Here is an 18,734-nt window from a genome sequence, read left to right on the forward strand (position 1 = left end):
GCGAAAGCCCTACTACATGTCCTCCTCCTCCACTGAGGCCTCGACCGTAGCGGTCGACGATTTCGGTTCCCCGGAAGCCTTCATGGCGGCCGTTGACGCCACCATCAAGTACTTCAACGACGGCGACATCGTCTCCGGAACCGTCGTCAAGGTCGACCGGGACGAAGTCCTCCTCGACATCGGTTACAAGACCGAAGGTGTCATCCCATCCAAGGAACTCTCCATCAAACATGACGTCGATCCCTTCGACGTGGTCCGGGTCGGCGACGAGATCGAAGCCCTGGTTCAGCAGAAGGAGGACAAGGAGGGGCGCCTGATCCTGTCCAAGAAACGCGCCCAGTACGAGCGCGCCTGGGGCACGATCGAGAAGATCAAGGAAGAGGACGGCGTCGTCTCCGGTTCCGTCATTGAGGTTGTCAAGGGCGGCCTGATCGTCGACATCGGCCTGCGCGGGTTCCTGCCCGCCTCGCTGGTCGAGATGCGCCGCGTCCGCGACCTCCAGCCCTACGTCGGCATGGAGCTCGAGGCCAAGATCATCGAGCTGGACAAGAACCGCAACAACGTGGTGCTGTCGCGCCGCGCCTGGCTGGAACAGACCCAGTCCGAGGTTCGCCAGACCTTCCTCAACCAGCTGCAGAAGGGCCAGATCCGCAAGGGCGTGGTCTCCTCCATCGTCAACTTCGGCGCGTTCGTGGATCTCGGTGGGGTCGACGGCCTGGTGCACGTCTCCGAGCTGAGCTGGAAGCACATCGACCACCCGAACGAGGTCGTGGAGGTCGGCACCCCGGTCACCGTCGAGGTGCTCGAGGTGGACATGGACCGCGAGCGCGTGTCCCTGTCGTTGAAGGCCACCCAGGAGGATCCGTGGCAGACCTTCGCGCGTCTGCACCAGATCGGCCAGATCGTGCCCGGCAAGGTCACCAAACTGGTTCCGTTCGGTGCGTTCGTCCGCGTCGGCGACGGCATCGAGGGTCTGGTGCACGTCTCCGAACTGGCTGAGCGTCACGTCGAGATCCCGGAGCAGGTCGTCTCCGTCGGCGACGAGGTGATGGTCAAGGTCATCGACATCGATCTGGAGCGCCGCCGCGTCTCGCTGTCGCTGAAGCAGGCCAACGAGGGTGTCGACGTGGCCGCCGACGAGTTCGACGCCTCCCTCTACGGCATGGCCGACAGCTACGACGAGCAGGGCAACTACATCTACCCCGAGGGCTTCGATCCGGAGACCAACGAGTGGAAGCCCGGCTACGAGGAGCAGCAGGCCGCCTGGGAGCAGCAGTACGCCGAGGCCCAGGCCCGCTGGGAGGCCCACAAACGCCAGGTGGCCGAGGCCGCCGAGGCCGAGCGTCAGGCCGCGACCGAGGCGGGCACCGGCTACGCCTCCACCGCCGAGCCGAGCGAGGGCTCGCTGGCTTCCGACGAGGCCCTGCAGGCCCTGCGCGACAAGCTGACCGGCGGCAACTGACCCGCCGGAAAACCACGATCCGGGTACACATCCCACCGGGATGTGTACCCGGATCGTTTTGGCAACGACATCGCGGGCAGGCGTCGTGCGGACCGACTGAAACCGATCCGCCGGCCCGGGAACAGCGTTCCGGAAGCGTCATCCGCAAATGGTCGCGGGCTCAACCTTTGACCAAAGTCGGTCTCGTGGTCTTGAAGTGGGAGAACGCGTTGTGCACCATGAGAGATGTACAGGGCCGGTGCACTGGTTCTCAAGAAAAGGAGATGAGCATGGGGGTCCGGTATCCTTCACATCTGGTAGCAGCGATGAGGCTGGCTGCCGCTTCGCCGGTTCCCAACCCGAACAGGTGATCTGACATGTCAACCACGTCGAAGAAATGGGTGTGGCCGCGGACCTTTGGCCGGCGTTTCACCTTCGCCATGCCCGTCCACCAGCCGGTCGGGTTCGTCGCTTCTCTGCTGGTCGGATGGTTCAAGCAGCTGCCTCTTGCGGTGACGATGCTGCACGTGTGGCTGTGGGTGTTCGTGATCTGCACCGTCATCTCATTGGGACAGGCCGCTCTGGCCCGACCGGGTGCCTCGTTCTGGAAACCACTGATCCCGGTGGAGGAAACCGACTGACAACCTCACGAGAAAGAGGGGCTGCCCCCGAAAGGAGCAGCCCCTCTTCTTCTCGCAGTCCCGTGTTTCAGTCCGGCGTGCCCTCCCAGGGTGGGCAGCTGCACACCAGGTGCCGGTCACCGTAGGCGTTGTCCACCCTTCCGACGGGCGGCCAGTACTTGTCCACCCGGAATGCACCGGCCGGGAAACAACCCTGCTCGCGCGAGTAGGGGCGGTCCCAGTCAGCGACGAGATCCTCCACGGTGTGGGGGGCGCGACGCAGCGGCGACTCCTCGGCGGCAATCCTCCCCGAGGCGACGTCGTCGGCCTCGCGGGCGATGTCCAGCATCGCAGTGACGAACCGGTCCAGCTCGGCCAGGGTCTCCGACTCCGTGGGTTCCACCATCAACGTGCCCGCCACCGGGAAGGACATGGTGGGGGCGTGGAAACCGTGATCGATCAGCCGTTTGGCGAAATCATCGACGGTGACGCCGTGACGCGCGAAGATGCGCGTGTCCACGATGCACTCGTGAGCCACCCGGCCGTTCCCGCCGCGGTACAGGATCGGGTACGCCTCCGAGAGCCTGCTCGCCAGGTAGTTGGCGCTCAGGATCGCCACGCGCGTGGCCTGGGTCAGCCCGCTGCCACCCATGAGCCGGATGTAGGCCCACGAGATCGGCAGGATCGAGGCAGAACCGAGAGCCGCGGCCGAGACCGCCCCCTCCTCACCCGTGGCCGGATCACCCGGCAGGTGCGGTTTCAGGTGCTCCTTGACCCCGATGGGTCCCATGCCCGGACCGCCGCCGCCGTGCGGGATGGCGAAGGTCTTGTGCAGGTTCACGTGGCTGACATCGCCACCCAGGTCCCCCGGGCGCACGAGACCGACCAGGGCGTTCATGTTCGCGCCGTCGATGTAGACCTGCCCGCCGTGGGCGTGCGTGATCTCGCAGACCTTTCGCACGGTGTCCTCGAACACGCCGTGTGTGGACGGGTAGGTGATCATCACGGCCGCCAACCGGTCCCCGGCCTCCTCCGCCCTGGCGACGAAGTCGTCGAGGTCGATGTCGCCGTTCTCGGCGGACTTCACCGCCACGACCTTCATGCCGGCCATGGTTGCCGATGCGGGATTCGTGCCGTGGGCCGAGGTCGGGATCAGGCAGATGTCGCGCTCGTCACCGTTGGCGCGGTGATAGGCGGCGATCGTCCGCAGTCCCGCGTACTCGCCCTGGGCGCCGCTGTTCGGTTGCATCGAGAACGCGTCGTAGCCCGTGATCTCGCACAGCAGCCTGCCCAGATCCGCCGCCAGCTCCCGGTACCCTTCCGACTGCGAGGCGGGCGCGAACGGATGCAGACCTGCGAACTCCGGCCAGGTGATCGGCATCATCTCGACCGCGGCGTTCAGTTTCATGGTGCAGGAACCCAGCGGGATCATCGCCCGGTCCAGCGCCAGGTCCCGGTCGGCGAGGCGACGCATGTAGCGCATCATCTCCGACTCGGCCCGGTTCATGTGGAAGACCGGGTGGGTCAGGTACTCGGAGGTGCGCAGCAGGGCATCCGGGATCGCCGGGCGCCGGCTGAGCTCAGTGGCCGGTTCGATACCGAAGGCATCCAGCACCGATGCGAGGGTTTCCAGGGTGGTGGTCTCGTCCACCGAGATGCCCACTCTGTCGCGGCCGACGCGGCGCAGGTTGATGCCCCGCTGCTCGGCTGCTGCGATGATGCCCGCCTGGCCGACCCCCACATGGACGGTGATCGTGTCGAAGAACTCGTCCGGTTCGACCACGGCGCCTCCGGCCCGCAGCTGCTCCGCGAGGGTGACCGCCATCAGGTGGACCCGCTGGCCGATGGCCTTGAGGCCGGACGGGCCGTGGAAGACGGCGTAGAAGGACGCCATCACCGCCAGCAGCGCCTGGGCCGTGCACACGTTCGACGTGGCCTTCTCACGCCTGATGTGCTGTTCCCGGGTCTGGAGGGCCAAGCGGTAGGCGCGATTGCCCGCGCTGTCCTTGGACACCCCGACCAGGCGTCCGGGCATGGTGCGTTTCAGCTTGTCCCGGCAGGCCATGAACGCGGCGTGCGGGCCGCCGAAGCCCATCGGGACCCCGAAACGCTGGGCCGAACCGATCGCGATGTCGAATCCCATCGCGCCCGGCTCCTTCAGCAGGGTCAGGGCCAGCAGGTCGGCGGCCACGATCGCCAGGGCTCCCGCCTCGTGCAGGAGCTCGCACCGCGCGGTGTGGTCCCGCAGCTGCCCGTGGGTGCCGGGGTAGGCGAAAATGGCCCCGAACAGACCGTCAACATCCAGGTCCTCGACCTCGCCGATCACCAGTTCGATGCCCAGCGGCCGGGCCCGGGTGGCCAGGACGCTGAGGACCTGCGGGTGCAGGTCGGCCGCGGCGAAGAAACGTGTTTTCTTGCGCTTGCCCGCCGCGAACGCCATGTTCATCGCCTCCGCGGCGGCGGTGGCCTCGTCGAGCAGGGAGGCGTTGGCGATCTCCAGACCGGTCAGGTCGCTGATCATGGTCTGGAAGTTCAGCAGCGCCTCCAGCCTTCCCTGCGAGATCTCCGGCTGGTACGGGGTGTACGAGGTGTACCAGGCCGGGTTCTCCAGGATGTTGCGCTGGATCGCCGGGGGAGTGATCGTGCCGTAGTAGCCCTGGCCGATCATCGAGGTCCGGACCTGGTTCCTGGCGGCGATCCTGCGCAGCTCACCCAGCACGGCGCCCTCCGTCAGTGGCTCCCAGGCAAGCGGTTCGGCCTGGCGGAGACCGGCGGGCACGGTCTGGTCGATCAACTCGTCGAGGCTACCGACCCCGATCGCCGAGAGCATGGTCTCCATCTCGGCCGGGCTCGGGCCGATGTGGCGGCGATTGGCGAAGTCGTCCGGGTCGTAGCTGGTGGGATTCCAGGTACTCATCAGCCGATCAGAGCCTTGTACTCGTCCTCGTCGAGGTACTCCTCGAGCGCGGCGGGATCGTCGGGCCGGATCTTGAAGAACCAGGAACCAGTGGGATCCTCGTTGACGGTCTCGGGGGAGTCAACCACGGTCTGGTTGATCTCGGTGATCACCCCGTCGAAGGGGGCGGTGATCCCGGAGGTGGCCTTGGTGGATTCGATCACGACGATCTCCTCGCCCTTGGTGACCTCGGCCCCGACCTCGGGAAGTTCGACGTAGACGACGTCACCCAGCTCGCTGGTGGCGTGGTCGGTGAGGCCGACGGCGACCCCGTCGTCACTGCTGTCGAGCCAATCGTGGTCCTTGGTGTACTTGATCATGTTGCTCTCTCCTCAGCGTTTGTAGGACGGTGTGATGAACGGTAGTGCGGTTACCGTCATTGGGAGACGCCTGCCGCGTACCTCGGCGTGGACGGTGGCTCCGGGCAGGACGTCCGTGGGCAGCATCGCCATGGCGATGGGGCCGCCCACGGTGGGACCGAAACCACCGGAGGTGACCTCGGCGACCGGTTCGGTGTCCTCGACCGACAGGAAAAGTTTCGCCCCCTCGCGCACGGGGGCACGGCCTTCTGCGCGCAGGCCGATCCGTTTGCGGGAGGGACCTTCGGCGAGTTGTTTCAGGATCACCCCGGCCCCGGGGAAACCACCCTCACGGGAACCACCCGGGCGCCGCACCTTCGGGATCGCCCAGCCCAGGTCCGCCTCGACCGGGGTGATCCGCGGGCTGAGGTCGTGCCCGTACAGGGGCATTCCCGCCTCGAGACGCAGCGAGTCGCGGGCACCGAGCCCCGCTGGGAGCACCCAGTCGAACCCCAGGAGGGCGCGGGCCAGGCGTTCTGCTTCGGTGCTGGGAACGGAGATCTCGAAGCCGTCCTCGCCGGTGTATCCGGAACGCGAGACCCAGACCGCCACACCGTCCCAGTCAAGGATCCGGGAATCCATGAACTTCAACCCGGCCGCCTCCGGCACCAGCCCGGCCAGGGCCTCCTCGGCCCGGGGACCCTGCAGGGCCAGCAGCGAACGATCCGTGAGGTGTTCGACCGTGACCCCTTCCAGGGTGCGCAGCAACCCGAGGTCGTGATCGGAACGGGCCGCGTTGACCACCAGGAAGTAGCGGTCGCCGTGGTGGGCGAACATGAGGTCGTCCAGGACCCCGCCGTGCTCGTCGGTGAACAGCCCGTAACGCTGGCGTCCCTCCTTCAACCCGGCGACACTGGCCGGGATCAGCGTTTCGAGGGCCGCGGCGGCGTCAGCCAGGTTCCCGGATTCGGGGCGGATCAGGACCTGACCCATGTGACTGACGTCGAACAGCGAGGCGGATTGCCGTGTGTGCTGGTGCTCCGCAATGATCCCGGCGAACTGCACGGGCAACTCCCACCCGGCGAAATCCACCAGACGACCACCCAGTTCCTTGTGCAGCCCGTGCAATGCGGTGGTTGATAGTGACATGAGGACCCTTTCTGCTGACGCGCGACGTTGCTGGATGGCAAGGCCCACCCGGAGCCCCCTCTGTCACCGCTGCCTGAGATCGTTTAATCCTTCGGCGGACCCCGGCGGGGCCTCTCTCCAGAGTGTTGAAGTCGTCGCGGTCCTGGGGCCTGAGAGTTTCCGGGGCGGTTGCTCCTTCGGCACCGACTGGGTCGGTTCTCCCGCTACAGGGCCAGCATACAGAGAACTGGCCGCGTTGTGGGGGTAGCCTTGACGAAACACTGACTCGGGACTTCAACGTGGAAGGAGACGGCATGGCGGTGAACCTGATCGCCCGGTTCGAGTGCCGGGACGGGGCGCGGGATGTGGTGGCCGGCCTGATCGGGACCTACGCGGAGCACGTGAACGCTTCACCCGGAACGGTGCGTTTCGAGGTGTACACGGAACGCGACAACCCGAACCAGTTCGTGATCATTGAGTGCTACCGGGACGAGGAGGCCTTCAAGGCCCACCTCGCCGATCCCGAGAATGCGGCATTCAACGACAAACTCGGGCCGCTGATCTCGGGGGACGCCTCCGAACTGACCTTCCTCGAGATTCCGTAATAACCTGTGTTTCTGTGCGGATCGGACTGACGGGCGGGATTGCGTCGGGCAAGTCGACGGTGGCCCGGAAACTGGAACAGCTGGGTGCCGTCACGATCGACGCCGACGTTCTGGCCCGGGACGTGGTGGCGTTGGGGACCGAGGGGTTGAAGGCGGTTGTTGCTCGTTTCGGGGACTCCGTGCTCGCCGCCGACGGAAGCCTGGATCGTCGCGCGTTGGCCCGGATAATCTTCGCCGACCCGCAGGCGCGCGCCGACCTGAATGCCATCATCCATCCCCTCGTGCGGGAACGAGCCATCGAGCTGGAGGCCGCGGCCCCCGCGGGGTCGGTTGTGGTGCACGTCATACCCCTGCTGGTGGAGACCGGACAGCAGGACAAATTCGACGCGGTCGTGGTGGTGGACACCACGGTCGAGGAGCAGCTGCGCAGGTTGACGCGACGTGACGGTCTTACGAGAGCCGAGGCCGAGCAGCGGGTGGCCGCCCAGGCCAGCCGTGAGGAACGGCTGGGGGCGGCAACGCACGTCATCGACAGCTCCGGTCCGGTCCGGGAGACCATGAGGCAGGTCGGTGAGCTGTGGCGGAGCCTCTCGGCGTGAGACGCGGGACTTCCGGCCGATCCCGGGAAGGTGCGTTGCGGGCGGCGTGAAGACCCGTTGGGCGGGCACCTTCGTCAAGGGGCGGGGCTATTTGTTGGCCTCGATCATCTGCCGGAGCTCCTTTTTCAGATCGGCGATCTCGTCGCGGTGCCGGGCGGCCAGCTCGAACTGGAGATCGGCGGCCGCCTGATGCATCTGGGCGGTGAGGTCGTCGATCAGTTTCGCCAACTCCTGCTCGGGCAGTTCCCCGGCCTTCAGGCCCCGTTCCCGGTTGCCTTTCAGGAGGGATTCGGTGTCGGCGTCCTCCCGGTTCAGCATGTCCGTGATGTCGGCGATCTTCTTCCGCAACGGCTGCGGATTGATGCCGTGCTCGGTGTTGTAGGCGAGTTGGCGGGCACGCCGGCGATTGGTCTCGTCGATGGCGGCCCCCATCGACGGGGTGATCGTGTCGGCGTACATGTGCACCTGTCCGGCGACGTTACGGGCGGCGCGGCCGATGGTCTGGATCAGGGAACGTTCTGAACGGAGGAAACCCTCCTTGTCGGCGTCGAGGATGGCCACCAGGGAAACCTCCGGCAGGTCCAGGCCCTCCCGCAGCAGATTGATGCCCACCAGCACGTCATAGCTGCCGAGCCGCAGCTCACGCAGCAACTCGACCCGTTTGAGGGTGTCGATGTCGGAGTGCAGATAACGGGTACGGATGCCGGCGGCCATCAGGTAGTCGGTCAGGTCTTCTGCCATCTTCTTGGTCAGGGTGGTCACCAACACCCGTTCGTTGCGTTCGGCCCGGGTCCGGATTTCCCCGACGAGGTCGTCGATCTGGCCCTTGGTCGGTTTGAGGACGATCTCCGGATCCACCAGACCGGTGGGCCGGATGATCTGCTCGACGAAACCGTCGCTGCGCTCAAGCTCGTAGGGACCGGGGGTGGCGGAGAGGTAGACGGTCTGCCCGATGCGCTGGCAGAACTCGTCGAACTTCAAGGGCCGGTTGTCCAAGGCGCTCGGCAGCCGGAAACCGTGCTCCACGAGGGTGCGTTTCCGGGATGCGTCGCCCTCGTACATGCCCCCGATCTGCGGGATCGTGACGTGGGACTCGTCGACCACCAGGAGGAAGTCCTCGGGGAAGTAGTCCAGCAGACAGGCGGGCGCGGATCCCGCGGCCCGGCCGTCGATGTGACGGGAGTAGTTCTCGATCCCCGAGCAGGTGCCGATCTGGCGCATCATCTCGATGTCGTAGCTGGTGCGCATCCGCAGCCGCTGCGCCTCCAGGAGCTTGTTCTGGGATTCCAGGTCCTGCAACCGGATCGCGAGTTCCGCCTCGATTCCGGCGATGGCTCGTTCCATCCGTTCCGCTCCGGCGGAGTAGTGGGTGGCGGGGAAGACGTAGATCTCGTTCTCCTCGCGCAGCACCTCACCGGTCAGCGGGACGAGGGTGGAGATGCGTTCGATCTCGTCGCCGAAGAACTCGATACGCACCGCGTTCTCCTCATACATGGGGAAGATCTCCAGCACGTCCCCGCGCACCCGGAAAGTGCCACGCTCCGAGGAGAGGTCGTTGCGGTTGTACTGGATGTCGACGAGATGTCGCAGCAGCGTGGAGCGTTCGTACTCCTCACCGACCCGCAGGGTCAGGCGCTGCTCGAGGTATTCCTGAGGGGTGCCCAGGCCGTAGATCGCGGACACCGTGGCCACCACCACGCAGTCGCGGCGGGTCAGCAGCGAACTCGTCGCGGAGTGCCGGAGGCGCTCCACCTCCTCGTTCAGGGAGGAGTCCTTCTCAATGTAGGTGTCCGTCTGGGGAACGTAGGCCTCGGGTTGGTAGTAGTCGTAGTAGGAGACGAAGTACTCGACGGCGTTGTCGGGGAAGAACTGACGCAGCTCGTTCGCGAACTGCGCAGCGAGGGTCTTGTTGGGCTGCATCACCAGGACTGGGCGTTGCAGCCGCTCCGCCAGCCAGGCCACCGTGGCGGTCTTGCCCGTCCCCGTGGCGCCCAGGAGCACCACATCCTTCTCACCGGAACGGATGCGGCGCTCCAACTCCGAGATCGCGGTTGGCTGATCCCCCGAGGGGGAGAAATCGGCCTGCACCCGGAAAGGCGCCACCTGGCGGCGAAGCTCGTCAATCGGTCTCATGGAAACCGATTATGCGCGATGGGTCACTTGGGGGTCGCGAAGCAGTAGGTGCGGGGAGGGGTGGTGTAGGTGAGGTCTTCCTCACCGGTTCCGCAGGACGCGTTCGCCTGGTCGACGCGTTTGGTGACCTTGATGTTCGTCGAGTCGCAGTTTTGCTCCACTGCGAAGGGCACGGTGGCAGACGCTTCTCGCCATGCCGCCCACGCAGACAATGCTCCTCGGTGGGGTTCCACGCGGTCGAATCGCGGAAGATGTATCGGAAAAGGTTCCCCGGGTCTGGTCGCGTCCGGTTCTGTTCCCTGACGGATTGCGGGGACAGAGCAGATGCCGGGTCGGCCAATGGCCAACCCGGCATCCGCATCTCAGTTCGTGGTCTCGTGCCAATCGGTCACCGGAGAACCGGTTTCCGGTAGTGCGGCACGGCTCACTTGGGTTCCCCGAAGCAGTAGGTACGGGGAGGAGTGGTGTAGGTGAGCTCTTCTTCATCTGCCTCGCAGGAAGCGTTCGCCTGGTCGACGCGTTTGGTGACCTTCGCCTTCGCCGAGCCACACTCCGCCACCTCGAAGGGGGCGGTGGGGCTGGAGGATTCGTTGTAGCAGACATCCTGGTGCAGGTTCGGGATCAGGCAGACGGCTTTCACCGTGCGGTTGCCGCCGTAGCGGGATTTGCTGCTGATCTCGTAGGACGAGGTGAAGCTCGGGCAGGAACTGGAGTCGGAGACGACCTGGCTCACCTCGTAGGAGAACTTCGACTTGTCGGAGCAGTCGACCTTCTCCTCCTTGGCGTCGTTCGCGGTCCCGGTGATGACCAGGCAGTTGCCGACCTGAAGGTTCTCGTTGGTCTTGAATTTCTGCCACAGGAACCAGCCGCCGGCACCGAGCACCGCAACGGCGGAGATGATGCTGATGATCTGACGTACCCCGAAGCGCTTCTTCGGCGTCTCGTACTGGGTCGCGTACTCCTGCTCGGCCTCGTACTGCTGCTGAGCGGCGTACTGCTGCTGAGCGGCATACTGCTGGGCCGCCTGTTGCTGCTGGGCCTGGTACTGCTGCTGGGCCTGGGCGGGGTCGTAGGGCTGGCTCGGGTTGTAGCCCTGACCCTGGTTGTAGCCCTGGCTCGGGTCGTAGCCCTGACCCTGGTTGTAGGGTTGGTTGGGGTTGTATGGCTGATTCGGCGGTTGCGTCATCACTGTCCTTCACTAGGGGGAGTCCTGATACTAGCGGCCGCTTCTCCCCAATCGAGCCGCGGGCTTCACTGACGAGGTATCAAAAACGGTTCGCAGGTAGGTTGTCAAATTTTGTCGTATTCGAGACCTTCGGATTCGATGCCCCGGGCGAGCCACAGGAGCAGCGCGGATGTCGAACCAGCCGCGCGCCGATGTGGTGGCCGAACCCCGGTGCGCACCACCCGTCCTTCCAGGGTGACCAGTTCGAGGGGATCGTTCTCATCCGCGAGATGGGCGGCCTCGAAGGCCAGCACCGGGGCCGCGGTGTCGTCGTCCACGTCGAGCCGGGAGGCCTCCGGTTCCAGGTCGAAGCCGTGCAGCACCAGCTCGCGGAGCCGAACCAGGGGCAGATCGTCGATGGCGATCCGCAGACCGGGTCGCAGCGACACCTCACCATCTCTTCCGGGCAGCTGGGTGAGGAGCTGATCGAGTTCGCCGGCGCTCGTGTCGAGTTCGATCTGGAGGTGGAGGCCGTCGGAGATGGCCAGCAGTTCGCAGTCGCGTCCCAGCGACGAGTCGTAACCGCTGGGGGAAACCCCTTCGAGAAGTTCCCGGCACACCTGCGCCAGGCTGCGGGCACCCTTGATCAGGTGGGCGGCGACGTGTCCACGGGTCCAGCCCGGCAGGCGGGTTGGCGCGGCCCAGTCTTCCGGGGAGTAGGCGATGGTACGTCCCAGGAGTGTGTGGGTTTGTTCCCGCACAGCATGCAGGCTTGAGTCGAAGTGCTCGCCAGGGACGCTCGGCATGCTGACAAACCTATCAAAAGTAAGGGATTTCACTTACGGGGGTCTCCGCTGCGGCCACCCTGCTCACCGGGGCTCGTGCGCGGAACCGGCCGGTTCTCGGGGGCCTTCGCCACCCTCCCGTTCGCGAAGCGCGGATTTGTCGGCGCCGCGGCATAGCATGTGTGACCGTGAATGTTCGACCCGCTCAACGCGGAATCCTCGTGCGAGGTGCCCGCGTCCACAACCTGAAGAATGTCTCCCTGGACCTGCCCAGGGATTCCCTGATCGTTTTCACGGGGCTGAGCGGGTCGGGCAAGTCCTCGCTGGCCTTCGACACCATCTTCGCCGAGGGGCAGCGACGCTACGTCGAGTCCCTGTCCGCCTACGCCCGCCAGTTCCTGGGGCAGATGGACAAGCCGGACTGCGACTTCATCGAGGGGCTCTCGCCTGCGGTCTCCATCGACCAGAAATCCACCTCCCGGAACCCGCGATCCACGGTCGGCACCATCACGGAGGTCTACGACTACCTGCGTCTCCTGTTCGCCCGCATCGGCATCCCGCACTGCCCGGTGTGTGGCGCCGTCATCGGCAGGCAGAGCCCACAGCAGATCGTCGACCGGCTGATGGGGCTGGCCGAGGGCACGCGTTTCCAAGTTCTGGCGCCCATCGTGCGCGGGCGCAAGGGCGAGTTCCAGGAAACCTTCCGGCAGCTCGTCGCCGATGGCTACGCGCGGGTTCGGGTCGATGGAAAGCTCCATCCGCTCACCGAACCCCCGGTGCTCGACAAGAAACGCAAACACGACGTGGACGTGGTCGTGGACCGGGTGGTGGTGAAGGCATCCGCCAAGCAGCGGATCACCGAATCCGTGGAGGCCGCCCTCCAGCTGGCCCACGGGGTGGTCGGGGTGGAGTTCGTGGATCTCCCCGCGGATGATCCCGAACGCGAGAAACGCTTCTCGGAGAAACTCGGCTGCCCCAACGAACACGACGTCGCCATCGACGAACTGGAACCCAGACAGTTCTCCTTCAACGGGCCCTGGGGGGCCTGCCCCGAGTGCTCCGGGCTCGGGACGATGCTGGAACCCGACCCGGAACTCATCATCCCCGACGAGACCCTGAGCCTGGCCGACGGGGCAATCGCCCCTTGGAACACCCCACACCTGAAGGGCCACTTCGAACACGTCCTGGAGGCCCTGTCCCTCGAAACCGGTTTCGACATGCGCACCCCTTGGCAGAACCTGGCCGCCAAACACCGGAAGGTGCTGCTCAACGGGGTACCCGGGGCCGTGGTGGTGAGCTTCCGCAACCGGTTCGGGCGAACCCGGTCCTTCTCGCAGAAATACGAGGGCATCCTGCCGTTCGTCCGGCGCCGCTACGCCGAGTCCGAGACCGACTCGGCCCGCGAACGCTGGGGCGGCTACATGCGGGAGATCAACTGCCATTCCTGCGGTGGCACGCGGCTGAGGCCCGAAACCCTGTGCGTCACCGTCGCAGACAGGAACATCGCGGAGGTCGCGGACCTGTCCATCGGGGAGGCCTTCGAATACCTGGATGCGCTCTCCCTCAACGAACGCGAGGCGCGGATCGCCGAGCGCGTTGTCAAGGAGATCCGGGAGCGACTGCGTTTCCTGCTGGACGTCGGCCTGGACTACCTGACGCTGTCACGGTCGGCCGGGTCGCTGTCGGGTGGGGAGGCGCAGCGCATCCGGCTGGCCACGCAGATCGGCTCCGGGCTGGTCGGTGTGCTCTACGTCCTGGACGAGCCGAGCATCGGGCTGCACCAGCGCGACAACCGGCGGCTGATCGAAACCCTCGTGCGGTTGCGGGACCTCGGCAACACCCTCATCGTCGTCGAACACGACGAGGACACCGTCCGAGCAGCCGACTGGGTGGTCGACATCGGCCCGGGAGCGGGGGAGCACGGCGGGGAGGTCGTGGTCTCCGGGCCCGTCGAGGAACTGCTCACCACCGAGGAATCCATGACGGGCCGCTACCTGTCGGGAAAGCTGGTCATCGACGTACCCGCGGTGCGGCGCCCCGGCAACGGCAAATCCGTGACCGTCGTCGGCGCCTCGGAGAACAACCTGCAGGACGTGGACGTTTCCTTCCCGCTGGGCAGGCTCGTCGCGGTGACCGGGGTCTCCGGATCCGGGAAGTCGTCGCTGGTCAACTCGATCCTCTACACAGCGGCCGCCAAGCAGATCTACGGCGCCAAGGCGGTGCCCGGCAGGCACCGGAAACTGAAGGGCCTGGAAAACCTGGACAAGGTGATCCAGGTGGATCAGTCGCCGATCGGCCGCACCCCGCGCTCCAACCCGGCCACCTACACGGGGGTCTTCGACAAGATCCGCGGACTGTTCGCCGCCACCCCGGAGGCCAAGGTCCGTGGCTACCTGCCCGGACGGTTCTCCTTCAACGTCAAGGGCGGGCGCTGCGAGAACTGTTCGGGTGACGGCACCATCAAGATCGAGATGAACTTCCTGCCGGATGTCTACGTTCCCTGCGAGATCTGCCACGGGGCCCGGTACAACCGCGAAACCCTCGAGGTGCACTACAAGGGCAGGTCGATCTCCGACGTGCTGGAGATGTCCATCAGCGAGGGGACACGGTTCTTCGAATCCATCCCGTCCATCGCCCGGCACCTGAAAACCCTGGAGGAGGTGGGGCTCGGCTATGTCCGGCTCGGACAGCCCGCGACCACCCTGTCCGGAGGTGAGGCGCAGCGCGTGAAACTTGCCGCCGAGCTGCAGAAACGCTCCACGGGACGCACCCTCTACGTGCTCGACGAACCCACCACGGGCCTGCACTTCGAGGACATCCGCAAACTCCTCGCGGTGCTGCACCGCCTCGTCGACGCGGGCAACACGGTCGTGGTGATCGAACACAACCTCGACGTCATCAAGGCGGCCGACTGGATCATCGACATGGGGCCGGGCGGTGGATCCCGCGGCGGCCAGGTGGTGGCCACCGGCACCCCGGAGGAGGTCGCGAAGGTGAGGGAATCGGCGACCGGCGAGTTCCTGGCGCCGCTGCTGGAACGCTGAATCGACGGCTCAATCAGTTTCGGCAAGGCCGTGTCTCGTCGCAATCCCTGAACTTCCTTCTCCTGCGCAGGAATCGCGGAAGAAATACGGTTCAACGTCGTGTGGCGACGTTGAACCGTCGAACCTCCGCGATTCGTGAACGAGAGGAGGGGGCGGTGGGTGTTTGCGTGCCGGCTGAACCGGCTTCGGGGCAGGGATGCTCACGAGCTGGCTCTTCAGGTTCCGGGACGCACCAGACCGTGTTCGTAGGCCGCGATCACCAGTTGGGCGCGATCCCGGGCCCGCAGGCGGCTCAGCAGCGCCGAGATGTGGGTCTTGCAGGTGGCGTGGCTGATGTGCAGTTCCCGTTCGATCTGGTCGTTGGACAGCCCCCGGGCCACGAGCCTGAGGATCTCGGTCTGCCGCGGGGTCAGATCCGCCACCCTCCCGGAGGGGGTCGCGTCCGGGAGGCAGCTCTCCACCAGGGTGGCGATGGCCGAGGGGGCCAGGAGAGCCTGCCCGGCCGAGATGGTGCGCACCGCATTGATCAGGGCCTCCGGGGTCGCGTCCTTCAACAGGAAACCGGAAGCCCCCGCGCGCAGGGCCCCGAAGACGTACTCGTCCAGGTCGAACATGGTCAGCACCAGCACCCGCACCTCGGACAGCTGCGGGTCGCGGACGATGGAACGGGTCGCCGCGATCCCGTCGAGTTGCGGCATGCGGATGTCCATCAGCACGACATCCGGCACCAGTTCCCGGGCCAGCGAGACGGCCTCCACGCCGGTGGTGGCCTCCGCCACGACCCGGAAGCCCGGTTGGGAGTTCAACAGATGCGCCAGCGACTGGCGCAGCAGCTGCTGGTCGTCGGCTATCAGGACCCGGATCTCAGACACGGACCGGCTCCGGATCCGGCAGCTCGGCCTCGAGCCGGAAACCGTCCGGGGAGCGGTGGTGGCGGAGATTCCCACCCAGCGCGGCGACGCGCTCCCGCAGCCCGATCAGGCCACTGCCCGCCCCGGGACGTGAACGCCACCCGGGAACCGGACCGGAATCCGTCACGGCCAGGTGAAGGACCTCCCCGCGGCGGGTGATTTCGACGTGGACGCTGGTGGGTCCGGCGTGCCTGGCGGCGTTCGCCAGCCCTTCCTGAAGGATGCGGTGGATGGCCAGCGCCACCCCCTCGCTGTTCGGCGTGACCCCGCCGTTGAACATTTTCACGTGCAGCCCCGCTCGCTCAGCGGATTCCAGGAGACCATCCCAGTCGGGATCGCCCGGGCTGGGGGACAGGGGCGCGTCCTGGTCGGAACGCAACACCTGGAGCATCCTGCGCAGTTCCAGGGTGGTGGCGCGGCTCGCCTGTTCGATGTCGCAGAGCGCCGCCACCAGGCGTTCGGGATCCTCGGCGTCCACGTTGCGGGCCACCGCGGCGCGCACCGTTATCAGACCGATGCCGTGGGAGACGAGGTCGTGCAGGTCCCGGGCTATCGTCAACCTCTCCGTCGTCACGGCAGCGGCGATCTGCTGGGAACGCAGCTGCTCGGCCTGGCGCCGCCCGGACCGTTTCGCCGCCCACCAGATCCAGCACACCAGCAGGGCCGCCGACAACATGATCACGAACCGGTTCAGGTTGCTCGGACCCGACTCGGTGCTGACGCCGCACAAGGCCACGAGCAGCACGAGCACCGCCAGTACCTGGGCGGAGAAATAACGGTGCATGGGGCGATGCTAGCCATGAACTGGGCGAGGAATCATCACCCCACGGGCTGAGATCCCAGGGGCTGAGGCACGGACCGGAAATCGGTGCCGAGCCCGACGGGCAGGGGGTGTTCGTCGCAGCACGATCGGGGTCATGATCAGATTTGACGATGTTTCCAAGGTCCGTGGCCGCCGGAAAATCCTGGAGGGAGTGGGATTCGAGGCGAGACCCGGGCGGGTGACGGGCTTCGTCGGACCGAACGGGGCCGGCAAGTCATCGAGCCTGCGAATCCTGCTCGGCCTGGACCGGGCCACAACCGGGCAGGCCACCATTGACGGCCGCCCCTACCGGGAGTTCCGGAACCCGCTGAGGCACGTCGGCTCCATGCTCGACGGGGCAGCCGCCCACCCTTCCCGCACCGCGCGCGCCCACCTCGGGTGGGTGGCGGCCAGCAACGGCATCCCGAGGAAAAGAGTCCAGCAGGTCCTGGAGGAGGTCGGGTTGGCGGCCGACGCCAATCGGCGGGTGGGCGCCTATTCGCTGGGCATGGGGCAGCGGCTCGGATTGGCGACCGCCCTGCTGGGGAAACCGGAGCGGTTGGTCCTCGACGAGCCGGTCAACGGCCTCGACCCGCAGGGGGTCAGGTGGATCCGTCGGCTGCTCAGGGCGCACGCCGATGCGGGGGGCACGGTGCTGCTGTCCAGCCATCTGATCGGTGAACTGGCGGAGATCGTCGACGATGTCGTGATCATCAACGGCGGCCGGATCAAGGCCTGGGGTGGAGTGGTCGACGTCATGTCGGGTCATCCCAGCCTGGAGGAAGCGTTTTTCGCGCACGTGGAGGCACGCGCATGAGGCGGGCGATGCGCGCCGAGGCGCTGAAACTGTGCACCCTTCCCGGCATCCGGGTGGCCGGTTTGCTGGCCCTGGCTGTCCCGATGCTCCTGGCATGGCTGGAGGGTTCCCAGATCAGGCGCGCGGTGGAAACCGGCCAGCTCGGAGCGCTGTACGACACCTCCACGACCGACTCCGGATTCACATCGCTCACCGTGGCGCAGGTCGGTTTCGTGGTGCTTGGTGTGCTTTCCGTCTCCAGCGAGTACGTCCGCAATGCCCAGGCCGTCGGGCGGGGCAGGCAGCTCACCAGCAGCATGGTTGCCACACCCGGGGGAGCCAGACGGATGGTTGCGAAACTCACCGTGCTCCTGGGATTCGCCACGGTCCTGGCCGTGGCGGCCACCGCCGGTACCCTGGCGGTCGCGCGCTGGGCACTGGGTGGTGTGGAGGCCACGTGGGGGAACCCCTGGCCCCGGGTCGCGGGGGCGGTGCTCTTCCTGGTGACCATGACAGTGATCGCGGCCGCCCTGGCCGAACTGGTTCGCGGTGGAGCCCTGCCCCTGACGCTGCTGGTGATCAATTCCTCGGCCGCGTCCTTCTCGTTCCTGCTCTCGAAGGTGACCCCACTGGCCCGCTACGCACCGGACCTTGCGCTGGCCCACACGTTTCTGACCGAAACCGCGATCCAGGATCCCCTCAGCCCCGGGGCCGGAATGCTGGTGGGCGCCGCCTGGGGTGTTGCCGCCATCATCCTGGCCGTGCTGTTTCACGCCAGAAGGGAGGCCTGAGATGGCGGTCATCGCGGCGGAGTGGCGCAAACTCGGGCTCCCGGGCATCTGGCTGGTTGCGGCGCTCACGGTCGCCGGGTCCTGGGCGTTGGCGGCATTGATGCCGGGACCCGGAGGTTCCGCGCAGACCCTGCAGCTGGTGCCCTCGCTGACGGCCATGGGGTGCATCCTGCTCGGTGTGTTGGCGGCGACGGGGGAGTACTCCGGAAGACAGGTCGCCACCACCTGTACAGCCATGCCCCGCCGTTTCCCGGTGGCGGTGGCCAAGGCGCTGACCGCAACGGCGGTGCTGACGGCGACGGCGATGTTGGCCGCGGGCGGGGTGCGTCTGCTGGTTCCCGAGGGCGAGTGGACCCTTCCCGGGGTGGTGGCACATCTCGCCGCGATGGGTCTGCTCGGATACGCCATCGGCCTGGTGGCGAGGCAGCTGGTTGCCTCCCTCACCACGGCGTTCGTCCTTCTCGTCGTGGCGGGCCCCGTGCTGCGGCCCTACACCGAGCTGGCGACCTGGCTGCCCGGTTCCGTCGGGGCCGACCTGTTCGCGCCCGATCCGGCGCATCCCCTGGCGGAATCGGCGGGAGCCCTGGCCGGGTGGGTGCTGGGATTCTGGGCGATCGCCGCGGTGGCCTGGGCCCGTCGCGACGCCTGACCGGGGAAAG

General features: G+C 66.6%; 17 protein-coding genes and 1 riboswitch. Of the genes, 8 read left to right on the forward strand and 9 right to left on the reverse strand.

Annotation, left to right across the window (positions count from 1 at the left end; genetic code table 11):
* Positions 1-16: 16 nt before the first annotated feature.
* The gene (rpsA, locus tag ACO6D6_RS07340; protein WP_484784525.1) at positions 17-1,462 is read left to right on the forward strand and encodes a 30S ribosomal protein S1; all 1,446 of its coding nucleotides are present in this window, start codon (positions 17-19) and stop codon (positions 1,460-1,462) included.
* A gap of 356 nt (positions 1,463-1,818) precedes the next feature.
* Positions 1,819-2,082: a hypothetical protein gene (locus tag ACO6D6_RS07345; RefSeq protein WP_484784526.1), complete on the forward strand. Its 264-nt coding sequence runs from the start codon at positions 1,819-1,821 to the stop codon at positions 2,080-2,082.
* A gap of 67 nt (positions 2,083-2,149) precedes the next feature.
* Here ACO6D6_RS07345 and gcvP read toward each other — a convergent pair whose 3' ends face one another.
* From gcvP to gcvT, 3 genes are read right to left on the reverse strand one after another with little or no spacing between them, the layout of a single operon-like run.
* Positions 2,150-4,978, reverse strand: a complete 2,829-nt coding sequence (gcvP, locus tag ACO6D6_RS07350; RefSeq protein WP_484784528.1) for an aminomethyl-transferring glycine dehydrogenase — start codon at positions 4,976-4,978, stop codon at positions 2,150-2,152.
* Positions 4,978-5,337: a glycine cleavage system protein GcvH gene (gcvH, locus tag ACO6D6_RS07355; protein ID WP_484784530.1), complete on the reverse strand. Its 360-nt coding sequence runs from the start codon at positions 5,335-5,337 to the stop codon at positions 4,978-4,980. The genes gcvP and gcvH overlap by 1 nt, the downstream gene beginning before the upstream one ends.
* A 12-nt stretch (positions 5,338-5,349) precedes the next feature.
* Positions 5,350-6,465: a glycine cleavage system aminomethyltransferase GcvT gene (gene gcvT / locus ACO6D6_RS07360; RefSeq protein ID WP_484784531.1), complete on the reverse strand. Its 1,116-nt coding sequence runs from the start codon at positions 6,463-6,465 to the stop codon at positions 5,350-5,352.
* Between the two features lie 127 nt (positions 6,466-6,592).
* Positions 6,593-6,678: riboswitch (glycine riboswitch) on the reverse strand.
* Between the two features lie 80 nt (positions 6,679-6,758).
* On the opposite strand from gcvT, the gene ACO6D6_RS07365 reads away from it, so the two are divergent.
* Both ACO6D6_RS07365 and coaE read left to right on the forward strand, forming a co-directional pair.
* A complete protein-coding gene (locus ACO6D6_RS07365) occupies positions 6,759-7,049 on the forward strand; it encodes a putative quinol monooxygenase (RefSeq protein WP_484784533.1) in 291 nt (96 codons plus the stop codon).
* A 14-nt stretch (positions 7,050-7,063) separates the two neighbouring features.
* Positions 7,064-7,648, forward strand: coding sequence for a dephospho-CoA kinase (gene coaE, locus ACO6D6_RS07370; RefSeq protein ID WP_484784535.1), 585 nt, complete (start codon positions 7,064-7,066; stop codon positions 7,646-7,648).
* An 87-nt stretch (positions 7,649-7,735) separates the two neighbouring features.
* On the opposite strand, the gene uvrB is transcribed toward coaE, so the two are convergent.
* The 4 genes from uvrB to ACO6D6_RS07390 all read right to left on the reverse strand — a co-directional run bounded on the left by uvrB (position 7,736) and on the right by ACO6D6_RS07390 (position 11,752).
* On the reverse strand, positions 7,736-9,781 hold the full coding sequence (uvrB, locus tag ACO6D6_RS07375; protein ID WP_484784537.1) for an excinuclease ABC subunit UvrB: 2,046 nt from the start codon (positions 9,779-9,781) through the stop codon (positions 7,736-7,738).
* Between the two features lie 23 nt (positions 9,782-9,804).
* Entirely contained in the window at positions 9,805-9,954 is a 150-nt protein-coding gene (locus ACO6D6_RS07380; protein WP_484784539.1) for a hypothetical protein, read from the reverse strand.
* A gap of 251 nt (positions 9,955-10,205) precedes the next feature.
* Entirely contained in the window at positions 10,206-10,967 is a 762-nt protein-coding gene (locus ACO6D6_RS07385) for an LppU/SCO3897 family protein (protein ID WP_484784540.1), read from the reverse strand.
* Positions 10,968-11,071: 104 nt separating this feature from the next.
* On the reverse strand, positions 11,072-11,752 hold the full coding sequence (locus ACO6D6_RS07390; RefSeq protein WP_484784542.1) for a maleylpyruvate isomerase family mycothiol-dependent enzyme: 681 nt from the start codon (positions 11,750-11,752) through the stop codon (positions 11,072-11,074).
* 167 nt (positions 11,753-11,919) lie between these two features.
* On the opposite strand from ACO6D6_RS07390, the gene uvrA reads away from it, so the two are divergent.
* Complete coding sequence (gene uvrA / locus ACO6D6_RS07395; RefSeq protein ID WP_484784543.1) at positions 11,920-14,775, forward strand: excinuclease ABC subunit UvrA; 2,856 nt, start codon at positions 11,920-11,922, stop codon at positions 14,773-14,775.
* A gap of 215 nt (positions 14,776-14,990) precedes the next feature.
* On the opposite strand, the gene ACO6D6_RS07400 is transcribed toward uvrA, so the two are convergent.
* Positions 14,991-15,647, reverse strand: coding sequence for a response regulator (locus tag ACO6D6_RS07400; protein WP_484784545.1), 657 nt, complete (start codon positions 15,645-15,647; stop codon positions 14,991-14,993).
* Positions 15,640-16,470, reverse strand: a complete 831-nt coding sequence (locus ACO6D6_RS07405) for a sensor histidine kinase (protein WP_484784547.1) — start codon at positions 16,468-16,470, stop codon at positions 15,640-15,642. The genes ACO6D6_RS07400 and ACO6D6_RS07405 overlap by 8 nt, the downstream gene beginning before the upstream one ends.
* Before the next feature lie 133 nt (positions 16,471-16,603).
* Between ACO6D6_RS07405 and ACO6D6_RS07410 the strand changes: the two genes are divergently transcribed.
* The 3 genes from ACO6D6_RS07410 to ACO6D6_RS07420 are packed head-to-tail and all read left to right on the forward strand — an operon-like array spanning position 16,604 to position 18,724.
* On the forward strand, positions 16,604-17,305 hold the full coding sequence (locus ACO6D6_RS07410; RefSeq protein WP_484784549.1) for an ATP-binding cassette domain-containing protein: 702 nt from the start codon (positions 16,604-16,606) through the stop codon (positions 17,303-17,305).
* Positions 17,302-18,075 carry a hypothetical protein gene (locus ACO6D6_RS07415; RefSeq protein WP_484784551.1) on the forward strand — a complete coding sequence of 258 codons (774 nt, stop codon included), beginning with the start codon at positions 17,302-17,304 and terminating at the stop codon, positions 18,073-18,075. Before ACO6D6_RS07410 ends, ACO6D6_RS07415 begins: the two co-directional genes overlap by 4 nt.
* Before the next feature lies 1 nt (position 18,076).
* The gene (locus tag ACO6D6_RS07420; RefSeq protein ID WP_484784552.1) at positions 18,077-18,724 is read left to right on the forward strand and encodes a hypothetical protein; all 648 of its coding nucleotides are present in this window, start codon (positions 18,077-18,079) and stop codon (positions 18,722-18,724) included.
* Positions 18,725-18,734 lie beyond the last annotated feature (10 nt).

Source organism: Arachnia sp. (assembly GCF_057238465.1).

Excerpts from the sequence above, each read along its gene's own strand:
- rpsA (WP_484784525.1), top strand. The coding sequence starts at position 17 with ATGTCCTCCTCCTCCACTGAGGCCTCGACCGTAGCGGTCGACGATTTC.
- ACO6D6_RS07345 (WP_484784526.1), top strand. The coding sequence starts at position 1,819 with ATGTCAACCACGTCGAAGAAATGGGTGTGGCCGCGGACCTTTGGCCGG.
- gcvP (WP_484784528.1), bottom strand. The coding sequence starts at position 4,978 with ATGAGTACCTGGAATCCCACCAGCTACGACCCGGACGACTTCGCCAAT.
- gcvH (WP_484784530.1), bottom strand. The coding sequence starts at position 5,337 with ATGATCAAGTACACCAAGGACCACGATTGGCTCGACAGCAGTGACGAC.
- gcvT (WP_484784531.1), bottom strand. The coding sequence starts at position 6,465 with ATGTCACTATCAACCACCGCATTGCACGGGCTGCACAAGGAACTGGGT.
- ACO6D6_RS07365 (WP_484784533.1), top strand. The coding sequence starts at position 6,759 with ATGGCGGTGAACCTGATCGCCCGGTTCGAGTGCCGGGACGGGGCGCGG.
- uvrB (WP_484784537.1), bottom strand. The coding sequence starts at position 9,781 with ATGAGACCGATTGACGAGCTTCGCCGCCAGGTGGCGCCTTTCCGGGTG.
- ACO6D6_RS07385 (WP_484784540.1), bottom strand. The coding sequence starts at position 10,967 with ATGACGCAACCGCCGAATCAGCCATACAACCCCAACCAACCCTACAAC.
- ACO6D6_RS07390 (WP_484784542.1), bottom strand. The coding sequence starts at position 11,752 with ATGCCGAGCGTCCCTGGCGAGCACTTCGACTCAAGCCTGCATGCTGTG.
- ACO6D6_RS07405 (WP_484784547.1), bottom strand. The coding sequence starts at position 16,470 with ATGCACCGTTATTTCTCCGCCCAGGTACTGGCGGTGCTCGTGCTGCTC.
- ACO6D6_RS07410 (WP_484784549.1), top strand. The coding sequence starts at position 16,604 with ATGATCAGATTTGACGATGTTTCCAAGGTCCGTGGCCGCCGGAAAATC.
- ACO6D6_RS07415 (WP_484784551.1), top strand. The coding sequence starts at position 17,302 with ATGAGGCGGGCGATGCGCGCCGAGGCGCTGAAACTGTGCACCCTTCCC.
- ACO6D6_RS07420 (WP_484784552.1), top strand. The coding sequence starts at position 18,077 with ATGGCGGTCATCGCGGCGGAGTGGCGCAAACTCGGGCTCCCGGGCATC.